The organism is Moritella marina ATCC 15381, assembly GCF_008931805.1.
GTDB lineage: Bacteria > Pseudomonadota > Gammaproteobacteria > Enterobacterales > Moritellaceae > Moritella > Moritella marina.
Map to the genome: position 1 here is coordinate 1 of NZ_CP044399.1, position 13,625 is coordinate 13,625.

A 13,625-nucleotide genomic window follows, 5' to 3' on the forward strand; every position below is an offset into this window, starting at 1 on the left:
TATTTATAGTTGGTTCTTTATAGATCGTTGTTTATAGGAATTAGTATAAACAACAGTATAATAGCAATTCTTAAAACGAAGTGCTCGAAATGATATTGCTCCTGCAAACCGCTCAAGACATCCATGTGTGCTTAGACAAGGCCATCTATGGCCATGTATGTTTGCGATAGCAATAACATTTTTTGCATAGTTGTTTATATGAATTAGTATAATAGCGTTATTAATTTAACACCGATAATGGAAAGTAAGATCAATATGGCAACAGGCGAGTTTGATTTAATTGGGCAGTATTTTACGCATAAATCAGTATCACGAGATGACGTTATTGCAGGTATTGGTGATGATTGTGCGATCCTATCTGTTCCTGCAGGTAAGCAGTTAGTTGTCACTACAGATACTATGGTGCGTGGTATCCACTTTCTACCTGATGCTAACCCTGCTGATGTAGCGCATAAATTGGTTGCGGTAAACATCAGTGATATCGCTGCTATGGGCGGTCAGCCTGCGTGGGCATCCTTAGCGTTGACCCTGCCGGATTATGATCATGCTTGGCTTGCGGCTTTTAGTGATTGTCTACATCAACAATTACACCGTTATGGTGTCAGCCTGATTGGTGGTGATACCACGAAAGGCGAGATGACCTTGACACTAACACTGCAAGGTTTTGTCGACCAAGGACAAGCATTACGCCGACAAGGTGCACAAATTGGTGATTTGATTTACTGTAGCGGCACGATTGGTGATGCCAATGCGGGGTTGAAATTATTAATCGATGCTGATAACCGCACAGCTCTTAATGTTGAAAAGCATGCGCTGGCAGCAATGGATGAAGCAGCATTAACGGATAGCGAGCGAGCATTTTTAATCGCCCGTCACCAACGCCCTACGGCGCGCGTTGCAACAGGCCAAGTTTTAGCGGGTATTGCTAACAGTTGCATTGACCTGTCAGACGGATTAGCATCCGATTTACAGCATATCCTTAAGGCGTCAAGTTGTGCTCGTGGCACCACACTATCGGCAAATATTGAACTGACAGCATTACCCTTATCCAGCCCGTTGCAAACTTATATAAGTAAAGCGTTATGGGCGCAATATGCACTTGCTGGCGGTGATGATTATGAATTACTATTTACCGTATCAGCAGAAAATAAAACCAAATTAGAACAAGCGATGGCGGACACTGACTTACCTTGTACGCAGGTTGGTGTGATTATCGCTACTGACATCATTGACACAGAAACAGATGACTCAGAAACCGCTGGATCACAAATTCATTATTATAATAATCAGCAATTAACAACGCTCACTTTACAGGGATGGGACCATTTCAATGAACAATAATTTTTTATCACCAGAGTTACAAAAATTAAATTACGCTAACCCTGTGCATTTAGCGGCTGTTGGTTTTGGCAGTGGTTTGTTCCCTAAAGCGCCTGGCACGATGGGCACGCTTGCTGCTATTCCATTGTATTTACTCATGACGAGTGTATTAGAGCTCGGCTTATGGCAGTACATCGTTATTGTTGCCTTCGCATCCGTTGTTGGTGTGTATATTTGTGCTAGCGCGAGCAAGGCGATGGGCGTACATGATCATGGCGCTATCGTGTGGGATGAATTTGCTGGTTACGGTGTTACTATGATCGCTGCGCCGCAAGGCTGGTTGTGGGTTATTCTTGGTTTTGCACTGTTTCGCTTTTTTGATATTGTCAAGCCTGGCCCTATTGGCTGGTTAGATAAAAATACCCATGGCGGTTTTGGTATTATGGTTGATGATATACTCGCGGGCGTGTTCGCTTTAGCTGGTGTACAGTTGGTCGCTTACATTGTGCTTTAGTGTATTCTATTTTTAGTGTTTAATGCTGCTTATTGTGCATTGCTATTGCCGTTTAATCTTGAAACCTGTGTTAATCGGCGTTTAAAATACTATTGAGGAATATTCATTTTAGAGGCTTGTTTTTCATAAAATGTTAAATATTTATGCTATAAAATACTATAACGATTTATTTAACTGCGTTATTAGTCTAAACCGACAAATTACACTGCTTTAATTATCATCAATAGCCAGTGAAATCTCCCATTTTACAAAAATCGTGAATCAAGTCACGTTTAGTCATCTATCCTGCTCCTATCATCCTGCTTTTTATCGTTATTCCTTTTTGTTATCTATTAGTTCTTTGAATTATAACGGTTATTCTTAATGTCACTCGAGTTAAATTAAATTTTATCTTTATAGTATTACTTTAAGCTGTTGTCGCATCTGTTACTTTTTCTTACTCAGCCAGTTTATCTGACTGTTTCAGTGGATAATATCGCCGCGTTGTCATTGGTTATTCCGCTGACATAGGTTTACATCTCTGCGCTAAAAACGTAATTTTGCGGTGAAAATAACAATTCGCAGACAATGTATCTGCAAAATGGCGTTAACTCAAATCTAGTCTAGTATCTGCAGTTAACGTTATCAACATCGCATAATGGAGTAAGGCATGAATAAAGGGAAAGTCGCGTTATCGCTATCTATCGCCAGTATTATCACGTTAGGACTAAGTGGTTGTTCGGACGATAAAACAGCGAAAGATTCATCTTCAGCAGAAGCTAAAAAACCCGTTTCTTTTGTATATTGTTCGGAAGCAAGCCCTGAAGGCTTCAACCCTGGATTATTTACTACTGGTACCACGTTTGATGCATCATCAAAAACTATCTTTAACCGCCTGGTTGAATTTAAACAAGGTACAACTGAAGTTATTCCTGCACTTGCAGAAAGCTGGGACGTATCGGAAGACGGTTTAGTTTATACATTTAAACTCCGTCATGATGTACCATTCCACACAACGAAAGACTTTACTCCAACACGTTCATTCAATGCAGATGATGTTATCTTCTCATTCGACCGTCAAGGTAATACCGAAAACCCTTATCATAAAGTGTCTGGTGGTTCATACGAATACTACAATGCCATGAGCATGGGTTCGTTAATCAAAGAAATTAATAAAATTGACGAGTACACAGTGCAATTTGTACTTAACCAACCTGAAGCGCCGTTCATCGCTAACTTAGCAATGGATTTCGCCTCAATTATGTCTGCAGAGCAAGCTAAAGTATTCCTTGAAAAAGGCATGGCAGCACAACTTGACGTAATGCCTTCTGGTACAGGTCCATTTGCACTACAACAATATCAAAAAGATTCACTGATCCGTTACGCGGGTAATGCTGATTATTGGGATGGCGCACCTGCTATCGATCGTTTAGTTTTCTCTATCACACCAGATGCATCGGTACGTTTTGCTAAATTGCAAAACAACGAATGTCAAATCATGGCATTCCCGAACCCATCAGATCGTAAAATGATGGAAGAAGATAAAAACATTAATCTGCTTTCTCAAGAAGGCCTAAACATTGGTTATCTTGCATTTAACGTTGATAAAAAACCGTTTGATGACGTGCGTGTACGCCAAGCATTAAACATGGCTGTAAACAAGCCAGCGATTATTGATGCGGTATTCAATGGTTCAGGTAAAGCTGCGACCAACCCAATCCCACCAACAATGTGGTCGTATAACGCTGACATTAAAGATTACGAATTCAATCTTGAAAAAGCCAAAGCGCTACTTGCTGAAGCGGGTTACCCAGACGGTTTCGAAACGAACATCTGGGCAATGCCTGTACAACGTCCTTACAACCCGAATGCACGTCGTATGGCTGAGATCATGCAGTCTGATTGGGCTAAAGTTGGCGTTAAAGCGAAAATTGTGACGTTTGAATGGGGCGAGTACTTAAAACGCGCATCTAAAGGCGAACACGATACGATCCTACTGGGTTGGACTGGTGATAATGGTGATCCAGATAACTTCCTAGCGGTATTACTTGGTTGTGACGCTGTTGGCGGTGCTAACCGTTCTATGTGGTGTAACGCAGAATTTGACTCGTTAGTTAAAGAAGCAAAAACAACGGCAGACCAAGCGGTAAGAACTGAGTTGTACGAAAAAGCACAAGTCATCTTCAAACAACAAGCGCCGTGGGCAACAATTGCACACTCGGTTGTATTTGAACCTGTACGTAAAGAAGTTAAAGGTTACGTGATTGATCCACTTGGTGGTCACAACTTCTACGGCGTAAGCTTAGAAAAGTAAGTTCACTCAATGAAGAAACCTCAGGTGCTCACGTAAGTGCTATGTAGCAAGTGCTATTTAGTAAGTGCTATGTAGTAAGTGCAGTGCGCTAAGTCTAATAAAGCCGATAACCTGTACTTGAGTGTTTTGGATAGCGTAAGCCAAGGTTAATCCACAAGTGATTGATCTTGGCTTTATTGATAACCCTTTAAAGACCCTCAGAGTTTTCTATGTTCCAATTTATTTTAAAGCGATTAGGTACAGTGATCCCGACATTCTTCGGCATCACCTTACTGACTTTTACGCTCATTCATATGATCCCCGGTGACCCGATTGAAATCATGGCTGGCGAGCGTGGTATTTCACCAGAACGTCATGCCATCTTGTCTGCTGAACTGGGTTTAGATCAACCAATCTGGAAGCAATACTTCTCTTATGTAGGAGGTATCCTACAAGGCGATCTAGGTAACTCTCTGGTAACCAAAAAGCCAGTCGTGGAGGAGTTCTTCGAGCTATTTCCTGCCACTGTTGAACTGGCTTTCTTAGCAGCTTTATTTGCCATTTGTATTGGCTTACCCGCTGGTATTATTGCTGCTGTTAAGCGTGGCTCTGTATTCGATCACACGGTAATGGGTGTGTCACTCACTGGTTACTCAATGCCGATTTTCTGGTGGGCATTACTACTGATGTTAGTGTTCTCGGTAAATCTAGGCTGGACGCCGGTTTCTGGCCGTATTGATGTGTCATTGTGGATTGACCATGTAACTGGTTTCATGTTGATTGACTCATTACTCTCGGATGAAGTGGGCGCATTTGGCTCTGCTATTCATCATCTTATCTTGCCTTCTATCGTACTTGGTACCATCCCACTGGCTGTTATTGCGCGTATGACACGCTCTTCAATGTTGGAAGTGCTAGGTGAAGATTATATCCGTACTGCACGTGCCAAGGGACTCGCGCCATGGCGTGTGATAGTGATCCACGCACTGCGTAATGCGTTGATTCCAGTTATTACTGTTATTGGTCTGCAAGTCGGTATTTTATTATCTGGTGCGATCTTAACTGAAACAATTTTTGCTTGGCCGGGTATCGGTAAATGGTTAATTGAATCAATTGGCCGTCGTGATTACCCCGTAGTGCAGGGCGGTATTTTAATTATTGCCACGTTAATTATCTTAGTTAACTTACTGGTAGATATTATCTACGGTGTGGTTAATCCACGTATTCGTCACGCGAAATAGCATACCGGATACAAGGGAACAAGGTACAAGGAATAGAAGATTATGAGTGAAGTTTCAAATAACGCGCCAGTGCTAGAACTGAAGCCGTTAACGCCATTACAAGAGTTTTGGAAATATTTTAGTTCAAACAAAGGCGCCGTAGTGGGTCTAGTTTATATCTGCATTATTATTTTTATTGCTGTATTTGCTGACTTAATTGCGCCTTATTCTCCAGTTGAACAATTCCGTGATGCGCTATTACAGCCACCATCATGGACCAGTGGTTACCTGTTGGGAACGGACGCTGTGGGCCGTGATATTTTGTCGCGTCTTATGCACGGTGCCCGTTTGTCACTGTTTGTGGGTATGCTCGTTGTTACATTATCACTGGGCATGGGGATTTTATTAGGCCTGATTGCTGGTTATTACCGTGGTCGCGTTGAAACCATCATCATGCGCTTAGTGGATATCATGTTAGCAATGCCAAGCCTATTACTGGCTATTGCGATTGTGGCGATTATGGGCCCAAGCATTGTCAATGCGTCAATCTCAATCGCTGTGGTATCGATTCCGCATTATGTGCGTTTAACGCGTGCATCAACCATGGCGGAAATGAGCAAAGATTATGTGATTGCATCTCGTATTGCTGGTGCAGGCCCAATTCGTATTATGTTTAATGCGGTATTACCAAACTGTTTAGCACCGCTTATCGTGCAAGCGACATTAGGCTTTTCCAACGCAATTTTAGATATGGCAGCACTGGGTTTCCTTGGTTTAGGTGCACAAGCGCCAACGCCAGAGTGGGGCACTATGCTGGCTGATGCGCGTCAATATGTACAAAGCGCATGGTGGGTTGTTACTTTCCCTGGTGTGACTATCTTGCTAACGGTATTAGCATTTAACTTAATGGGTGATGGCCTGCGTGATGCACTTGATCCTAAATTGAAACAGTAAGAGGTTGGTTTATGTCACTGTTAGAAATTAAAAACTTATCAGTCACATTCAGCGGCTTCAGAGCGGTTGATAACATTAGTTATAGTGTTGATAAAGGCGAGATATTGGGTATTGTTGGCGAATCGGGGTCTGGTAAATCAGTCAGTTCGATGTCAATCATGGGGCTTATTGAACATCCAGGTAAAGTTACCGCTGATAGCTTATTGTATGAAGGTCAAGACCTGCTACAAATGCCGGAAAAACAGCGCCGTCAGTTAACTGGTGCTGATATTTCGATGATTTTCCAAGATGCGATGACCAGTTTAAACCCGTGCTTCACGGTCGGTTATCAAATCATGGAAGCATTAAAAGTACATCAAGGCGGCAGTAAGGCTGTACGTAAAGCACGTGCGATTGAATTACTTGATCTGGTTGGTATTCCCGCGCCGGAAAGTCGCTTAAATGTCTATCCGCATCAACTGTCTGGCGGTATGAGCCAGCGTGTGATGATTGCCATGGCATTAGCTTGTGATCCCAAATTACTGATTGCCGATGAACCGACAACCGCATTGGATGTCACGATCCAGGCGCAAATTATTGATTTGTTAGTTGATCTGCAAAAGAAAAATAACATGGGGTTAGTATTGATTACCCATGATTTAGCCTTAGTCGCTGAAGTGGCTGATCGCGTTGTGGTGATGTATGCAGGACAAATTGTGGAAACGGGTATTGCTGAGGAAGTATTTAAACATCCTAAGCACCCGTACACGCAAGCGTTGTTAGCGTCATCACCTGAATCAGCAATTGGCCAATCACGCCTTGCGGCATTACCGGGTGTGGTACCTGGTGCATATGATCGCCCCGTCGGTTGCTTACTTAATCCACGTTGTCCTTATGCAACGGATAGGTGCCGTACTGAAGTACCCGATGCACATGCAAGCCCACTTGGCCAAGTTAAATGCCATACGCCGTTAACGATAGAAGGGAGACCTGCAGCATGAGTGAAGTTGTAAGTATAAATACTGCAGAGCAACAACCATTATTAAAAGCGGTTGATCTGAAAAAACATTACCAAGTTGAGCAAGGTTTCCGTAAACCTGACGCAACTGTTAAAGCGTTAGATGGCGTATCGTTTACGTTAGACGCAGGCAAGACGTTAGCGATTGTCGGTGAGTCAGGTTGTGGTAAGTCTACGCTAGGGCGTTTGCTAACCATGATTGAAACACCGACCCATGGTGAGATTGATTTCCAAGGGCAAGATCTACTGAAAATGGATAAAGACACGTTTAAAGTATTACGTCAAAAAATCCAAATCGTATTTCAAAACCCGTATGGTTCATTAAATCCACGTAAAAAAGTGGGACAAATATTAGAAGAACCATTGGAAATTAATACCAAGTTAAGCAAAGCGCAGCGTAAAGAAAAATCCATGGCGATCATGGCTAAAGTAGGCTTGAAAACCGAACATTACGACCGCTACCCACACATGTTCTCGGGTGGTCAACGTCAACGTATCGCGATTGCCCGTGGCTTGATGTTAGATCCAAACGTGGTTGTGGCAGATGAACCTGTTTCAGCACTGGATGTATCGGTACAGGCGCAAGTATTAAACTTGATGATGGATTTACAAGATGAGCTGAACTTAAGCTATGTGTTTATCTCGCATGATTTATCTGTGGTTGAGCACATCGCCAATGACGTGATTGTGATGTATCTGGGCCGTGTTGTTGAGCACACAACGAAAGAAGAGTTGTTTGCTAATCCACGCCACCCTTATACGCAAGCCTTGCTATCAAGTACACCGCAGCTAAATCCTGCACACCGCCGTGAACGTATTAAGCTGGTGGGCGAGTTACCTTCACCACTTGATCCGCCGAAAGGCTGTGCGTTCCACGCCCGTTGTCAGTTTGCTAATGAGCGTTGTAATGTAGAACAGCCTAAATTAGCTGAATATGGTAAATCGCTAATTGCTTGTCATGCTGTTGAAGAACAACGTATTTAATTTTAACTTTTAGATAAACGGTAAACAGTAAACGTACAAGCTGGATTAGTTAAAATAAGCCTACTGTTGCTGGCATGGATGCCAGCCCCAAGCTTCCAGGGATGGATTTACAGCGTGTAGGGCGTTTTTAACTAATACCAATGCCTATAAATAACTGTACAGAAAAATGCTATTGCTATCGCAAACATACATGGCCATGGATGGCCTTGTCTAAGCGAACAGGGATGTCTTGAGCGGTTTGCTGGAGTAATATCATTTTGATCACTTAGTTTTCGGAATTGGTATAATTTGGCGAAAGGCGAAACAAAAAAGGCGCTACTTGATGTGAATCGAGTAGCGCCTTTTTATTAGCTAGCATTTGTAATGATGAAAATTACAGCGCAACAAACGCCTTAATGCTGGCTTCAATACCAATATTATCTAAGCCTAATTCCGCGTAGATCTCATCTTGCGTACCTTGATGAATAAACTTGTCTGGCAGACCTAAGTTTAACGTTGGTGTCATTAACTTATTCGCCATCAAGTATTCATTCACACCAGAGCCAGCACCGCCCATGATAGCGCCATCTTCAATCGTAACTAAGATATCATGAGTCTGCGCCATCTCCGTTAATAGTGCTTCATCAAGCGGCTTAGCAAAGCGCATATCAACCACTGTCGCATTTAAACGTTCAGCCGCTGGCATCGCGTTATGCATCAAAGTACCGAAACATAATATCGCCACTTTTTCACCTTGACGACGGACAATACCCTTACCGATTTCAAATTTAGTAAATGCTTGTTCAACATCAACGCCAGTACCGCTGCCACGTGGATAACGTACTGCCGCAGGGCCATTATACTGGTAACCTGTGTGTAGCATTTGACGACATTCATTTTCGTCACTTGGCGTCATGATCACCATTTTCGGGATACAACGCATAAAGCTAATATCAAACGCACCTTGGTGAGTCTGGCCATCTGCGCCAACTAAACCAGCACGGTCAATGGCAAATAATACCGGTAAGTCTTGGATCGCCACATCGTGGATAAGTTGATCATAACCACGTTGTAAAAACGTTGAATAGATAGCCACAACAGGTTTGTGACCACCAATCGCCATACCCGCAGCGAACGTAACACAGTGCTGTTCAGCAATCGCCACATCAAAATATTGTTTTGGGTAAGTCTCAGAAAACTTGATCATACCCGAGCCAGCACCCATTGCAGGTGTTACAGCCGCTAGCTTGTTATCTGTCGCCGCAACATCACATAACCAGTTACCAAATATCTTCGAGAAAGTTGGTTTCGATGGTGCTGCTACCGGTAACGTATCTTCTTCTGGGTTGAATTTAGGCACTGCATGATACCCGAGCTGATCTTGTTCAGCAGGTGCATAACCTTTACCTTTCTTGGTGATCACATGTAAAAATTGTGGGCCTTTCAGGCTACGCATATTACGCAGTGTTTCGACTAAACCATTTACATCGTGACCATCAATTGGACCGATATAGTTAAAACCAAATTCTTCAAATAATGTGCTTGGGACTACCATGCCTTTCAAGTGCTCTTCAGCACGACGCGCAAGTTCTTTAATCGGTGGAATACCCGAGAGTACCTTTTTACCGTTTTCACGGAAACTTGAATAAGCAACACCTGATAATAATTTGGCTAAATGTTTATTTACCGCACCGACATTTTCAGAAATAGACATATCGTTATCATTTAAAATAACCAGTACGTCTTTGTCGATATGACCTGCGTGGTTTAATGCTTCAAAAGCCATGCCGCCAGTGATCGCGCCGTCACCAATAATAGCCACCGTCTTGCGGTTTTTATCTTCTTGCTCGGCAGCAACTGCAAGGCCAAGTGCTGCACTAATAGAAGTCGATGAATGACCTACATTAAGGTGGTCATATTCACTTTCATCGCGCCAAGGGAAAGGGTGTAACCCACCTTTTTGACGGATTGTAGACATGCGATCACGACGACCGGTTAAGATCTTGTGTGGGTAGGCTTGATGACCTACATCCCATAACAGTTTGTCGTAAGGTGTATTGTAAACATAATGCAAGGCAACTGTTAGCTCAACAACGCCTAAACCAGATGCAAAGTGACCGCCACTTTTACCAACCGAATGTAATAAATAGCTACGCAGTTCATCGCATAAATCATCTAGGCGATCAGCAGGTAATTGACGCAATTCTTCAGGGATGTCTGCTAAGGCCAATGTAGGGTAGTTCGAAATATCTAAGCTCATAATTTTTATAATTTTATACTTTGTTAGAATCTGTTACTTATTTCGCTCGATGATGTACTGCGTAAATAAAGCGAGAGTGCTGGTATCATGCGGAATGGTTTCTAAGGCAAACATCGCTTGTTGATACAGAGCTTGGGCTTTTTCTTGTGCCCCAGCTAAACCGAGCAGTGCTGGGTAAGTTGATTTGTTTAATTCAACATCTGAACCTTGCGGTTTACCGAGCGTTTCAGTATCACTTATTATATCGAGAATGTCATCTTGAACTTGAAATGCCAACCCAATTGCGTTTGACCAGTTATCTAATGCAGTCAATAACTCAACCGAGCAAAGTGGTGATGCAAGGCAACCCAGTTTGGCTGCGCAATTAATTATCGCACCGGTTTTATTATTGTGGATAGCTTCGAGTTGTGCCAACGAAACCTGTTTATCGGTTGCGGCTAAATCCATTGCTTGGCCACCGCACATACCGCTATAGCCACTCGCTCGGGTAAGTGATTTCAGCATCGCCAAGCGATTTTTTTCTGCTTCAGGGGCTAATGGGCAATCAAGTAACATTTCAAAAGCAAATGGTTGCAGCGCATCACCGGCTAAAATAGCTGTCGCATGATCGAATTTAATATGGCAAGTCGGCTGGCCACGGCGTAAGTCATCATCATCCATTGCCGGTAAATCATCATGAATTAATGAATACGCATGAATTGATTCGATTGCAGCGGCTGGACCATCAAGATCGTTTAAGTTAACACCGAGCATTTCGCCGACGGCATAGACGATCACGGGACGCACACGTTTGCCTCCCTGTAATAGGCCATATTCCATTGCGGCTGCAAGCTGGGTGCCATGTGTTGGTAGCAAGTTTATTTGCTGTTGCAAATAGTCATTGATACGACCCTGGTATTGGGTAATTGAGTTTGAAAGCTGCACGGTTTAATTACTACTGTCAGAATTGAAAGGTGCAAGCGTTTGCTGGTCACCGTTGGCGAGTAATATGGCTACTTGTTGTTCAGCATGTTGCAATTTTTGTGAGCTAGCACGTGTTAAGCTAATACCACGTTCAAATTGCTTCAACGCATTATCAAGTTCACTATCACCTTGCTCTAAGCTGGTCACAATTGTCTCTAACTCTGCAATAGACGCCTCAAACGTCATATTTTCTGGTTTTTTTACCGCCATCGGGTGTCCCTCTGATAATATACTCGGGTATTATACCCAAATTACTAAGGTATATACAGCTTAACGGTGAGATGACAGTGATAAGCAGAATAAGATCACTTCAGAATTTTATTTGCTTGCCGATATAGATCATTGAATACACTCGCTAGAATATGATGATAATTTGCTTGGGATGGGGAATGTTGTGGATTTAGCAACTTTAATAGGATTAATCGGCTCGTTTGCGTTTGTTGTTATGGCAATGGTATTGGGTGGCGATATAAGCACGTTTGTTGATACGCAGTCAGTGTTGATTGTATTTATCGGCTCACTCTTTGTGGTATTGATGCATTTTAATTTTGGTCAATTTTTAGCTGCTGCAAAAATTGCGATTAAAGCATTTATGTTCAAAATCGATAAACCTGAAGAGTTAATCGAGCAAGCGGTTGAAATGGCGGATGCGGCCCGTAAAGGTGGTTTTTTAGCCCTTGAAGAAGCGGAAGTGAAAAATGAATTTATGCAAAAAGGTATCGATTTATTAGTGGACGGCCACGATGCAACTGTGGTTAGTCAAACATTGCAAAAAGATATTAAATTGACCACAGCCCGCCACAAAAGCGGTATTCATGTCTTTACTATGATCGGTGAAGTTGCCCCTGCGATGGGCATGATTGGTACGCTGATCGGTCTCGTTGCCATGTTGTCTAACATGGATGACCCTAAATCAATTGGCCCTGCAATGGCGGTAGCCTTATTAACCACATTATATGGTGCTGTTTTTGCCAATATGATAGCGATCCCGATCGCCGGTAAGTTGAAATTACGTTCTGAAGAAGAGATGCTCAATAACACCCTGATCATGGATGCTATTTTAGGTATTCAAGAAGGGCGAAACCCAAGGGTAATCGAAAGCTTGTTAAAAAATTACCTCAATTCATCAAAACGTGAAGTTGCCGATGGCGGCGTTTAGTTAGTTTCAACATGACCGCTGAATAAGTAGAGAGATACCCTATGTCAGATGAATGTGATTGCCCACCCCCAGGCCTCCCCGCCTGGATGGGAACATTTGCCGATTTAATGAGCCTGTTAATGTGCTTTTTTGTATTACTGCTGTCATTTTCAGAAATGGATGTAGTGAAATTTAAGCAAATTGCAGGTTCAATGCAGTTCGCATTTGGTGTCCAAAATCAGATTGATGTAAAAAACATCCCGAAAGGCACCACGGTGATCGCACAGGAGTTTCGTCCGGGTCGTCCGGATCCCACGCCAATCGAAACCATCATGCAGCACACTATTGATAATAGTGAAGCTGAATTGGATTTCAAAGATGGGGAAGATCAAAATGCGGGTGGTAAAAATAAATTAGAGGAAGACAGTAACGGCGGAAAATCGCCCGAAACCTCAACACGTGATAACACACCAACAGAAAATGTTGAAGTGACAGAAGATACCAGTGAATTGGTTAAAGCGTTGGCTGAAGCATTAAAAGAAGAAGTGGATAGCGGTGGCGTTGAGGTTGAAAACCTAGGTCAACAAATCATTATTCGTATTAATGAAAAAGGCTCATTTCCTGCGGGCTCGGCATTTTTACAACCTCGATTCCGTCCTGTGATCCAAAAGGTAGCGCAATTATTAGCGACGATACCTGGCATGATCACGGTTGCCGGACATACGGGGAAAGAGCAGTTACATTCTGAGTTATATCGCTCGAAATGGGATCTGTCTAGTCAACGTGCAGTGTCTGTTGCTCATGAGATGCTAAAAGTAAAAGACTTTACTGAAAATCGCTTGATCGTGCAGGGAATGGCGGATACGCACCCACTCACCGATGTTGAAAGTGAGTTACGCCGTAATCGACGTGTTGAAATCAGCATAATGCAAGGTAAAGCGAAACTGTCAGAACCTTTGGATGTAGTTAAGTAAGACTTAATACGAATAAATAAAAAATCGTCATTTAGACAAATTAAAAGGCT

The 13,625-nt window shown here is 42.7% G+C and carries 12 protein-coding genes; 9 read left to right on the forward strand and 3 right to left on the reverse strand.

Annotated features, from left to right (window positions below):
• Window positions 1-237: 237 nt before the first annotated feature.
• The 7 genes from thiL to FR932_RS00175 all read left to right on the forward strand — a co-directional run bounded on the left by thiL (window position 238) and on the right by FR932_RS00175 (window position 8,261).
• Window positions 238-1,341 carry a thiamine-phosphate kinase gene (gene thiL, locus FR932_RS00145; RefSeq protein ID WP_240532365.1) on the forward strand — a complete coding sequence of 368 codons (1,104 nt, stop codon included), beginning with the start codon at window positions 238-240 and terminating at the stop codon, window positions 1,339-1,341.
• The gene (locus FR932_RS00150; RefSeq protein WP_019440323.1) at window positions 1,331-1,834 is read left to right on the forward strand and encodes a phosphatidylglycerophosphatase A family protein; all 504 of its coding nucleotides are present in this window, start codon (window positions 1,331-1,333) and stop codon (window positions 1,832-1,834) included. The genes thiL and FR932_RS00150 overlap by 11 nt, the downstream gene beginning before the upstream one ends.
• Before the next feature lie 649 nt (window positions 1,835-2,483).
• On the forward strand, window positions 2,484-4,127 hold the full coding sequence (locus FR932_RS00155; protein ID WP_019440322.1) for an ABC transporter substrate-binding protein: 1,644 nt from the start codon (window positions 2,484-2,486) through the stop codon (window positions 4,125-4,127).
• Between the two features lie 209 nt (window positions 4,128-4,336).
• Entirely contained in the window at window positions 4,337-5,347 is a 1,011-nt protein-coding gene (locus tag FR932_RS00160; RefSeq protein ID WP_019440321.1) for an ABC transporter permease subunit, read from the forward strand.
• A gap of 42 nt (window positions 5,348-5,389) precedes the next feature.
• On the forward strand, window positions 5,390-6,280 hold the full coding sequence (dppC, locus tag FR932_RS00165; protein ID WP_019440320.1) for a dipeptide ABC transporter permease DppC: 891 nt from the start codon (window positions 5,390-5,392) through the stop codon (window positions 6,278-6,280).
• A gap of 11 nt (window positions 6,281-6,291) precedes the next feature.
• Complete coding sequence (gene dppD / locus FR932_RS00170; RefSeq protein ID WP_019440319.1) at window positions 6,292-7,260, forward strand: dipeptide ABC transporter ATP-binding protein; 969 nt, start codon at window positions 6,292-6,294, stop codon at window positions 7,258-7,260.
• Window positions 7,257-8,261, forward strand: a complete 1,005-nt coding sequence (locus tag FR932_RS00175) for a peptide ABC transporter ATP-binding protein (RefSeq protein ID WP_019440318.1) — start codon at window positions 7,257-7,259, stop codon at window positions 8,259-8,261. Before dppD ends, FR932_RS00175 begins: the two co-directional genes overlap by 4 nt.
• A gap of 373 nt (window positions 8,262-8,634) precedes the next feature.
• Here FR932_RS00175 and dxs read toward each other — a convergent pair whose 3' ends face one another.
• Genes dxs through FR932_RS00190 form a run of 3 tightly spaced genes read right to left on the reverse strand, consistent with a single transcriptional unit; the run spans window position 8,635 to window position 11,673 of the window.
• Entirely contained in the window at window positions 8,635-10,500 is a 1,866-nt protein-coding gene (gene dxs / locus FR932_RS00180) for a 1-deoxy-D-xylulose-5-phosphate synthase (RefSeq protein ID WP_019440452.1), read from the reverse strand.
• A gap of 33 nt (window positions 10,501-10,533) precedes the next feature.
• Window positions 10,534-11,424 (reverse strand): (2E,6E)-farnesyl diphosphate synthase, encoded by an 891-nt coding sequence (gene ispA, locus FR932_RS00185; protein ID WP_019440451.1) that lies wholly within the window; start codon window positions 11,422-11,424, stop codon window positions 10,534-10,536.
• 3 nt (window positions 11,425-11,427) lie between these two features.
• Entirely contained in the window at window positions 11,428-11,673 is a 246-nt protein-coding gene (locus tag FR932_RS00190; RefSeq protein WP_019440450.1) for an exodeoxyribonuclease VII small subunit, read from the reverse strand.
• Between the two features lie 184 nt (window positions 11,674-11,857).
• On the opposite strand from FR932_RS00190, the gene pomA reads away from it, so the two are divergent.
• Both pomA and FR932_RS00200 read left to right on the forward strand, forming a co-directional pair.
• Window positions 11,858-12,622, forward strand: coding sequence for a flagellar motor protein PomA (pomA, locus tag FR932_RS00195; protein WP_019440449.1), 765 nt, complete (start codon window positions 11,858-11,860; stop codon window positions 12,620-12,622).
• Between the two features lie 41 nt (window positions 12,623-12,663).
• Window positions 12,664-13,575 carry a flagellar motor protein MotB gene (locus tag FR932_RS00200; RefSeq protein WP_019440448.1) on the forward strand — a complete coding sequence of 304 codons (912 nt, stop codon included), beginning with the start codon at window positions 12,664-12,666 and terminating at the stop codon, window positions 13,573-13,575.
• Window positions 13,576-13,625 lie beyond the last annotated feature (50 nt).

Coding starts and splice junctions, on each gene's coding strand:
- FR932_RS00150 (WP_019440323.1), top strand. CDS start 1,331: ATGAACAATAATTTTTTATCACCAGAGTTACAAAAATTAAATTACGCT.
- FR932_RS00190 (WP_019440450.1), bottom strand. CDS start 11,673: ATGGCGGTAAAAAAACCAGAAAATATGACGTTTGAGGCGTCTATTGCA.
- FR932_RS00200 (WP_019440448.1), top strand. CDS start 12,664: ATGTCAGATGAATGTGATTGCCCACCCCCAGGCCTCCCCGCCTGGATG.
- dxs (WP_019440452.1), bottom strand. CDS start 10,500: ATGAGCTTAGATATTTCGAACTACCCTACATTGGCCTTAGCAGACATC.
- FR932_RS00160 (WP_019440321.1), top strand. CDS start 4,337: ATGTTCCAATTTATTTTAAAGCGATTAGGTACAGTGATCCCGACATTC.
- thiL (WP_240532365.1), top strand. CDS start 238: ATGGAAAGTAAGATCAATATGGCAACAGGCGAGTTTGATTTAATTGGG.
- FR932_RS00175 (WP_019440318.1), top strand. CDS start 7,257: ATGAGTGAAGTTGTAAGTATAAATACTGCAGAGCAACAACCATTATTA.
- dppC (WP_019440320.1), top strand. CDS start 5,390: ATGAGTGAAGTTTCAAATAACGCGCCAGTGCTAGAACTGAAGCCGTTA.
- dppD (WP_019440319.1), top strand. CDS start 6,292: ATGTCACTGTTAGAAATTAAAAACTTATCAGTCACATTCAGCGGCTTC.
- FR932_RS00155 (WP_019440322.1), top strand. CDS start 2,484: ATGAATAAAGGGAAAGTCGCGTTATCGCTATCTATCGCCAGTATTATC.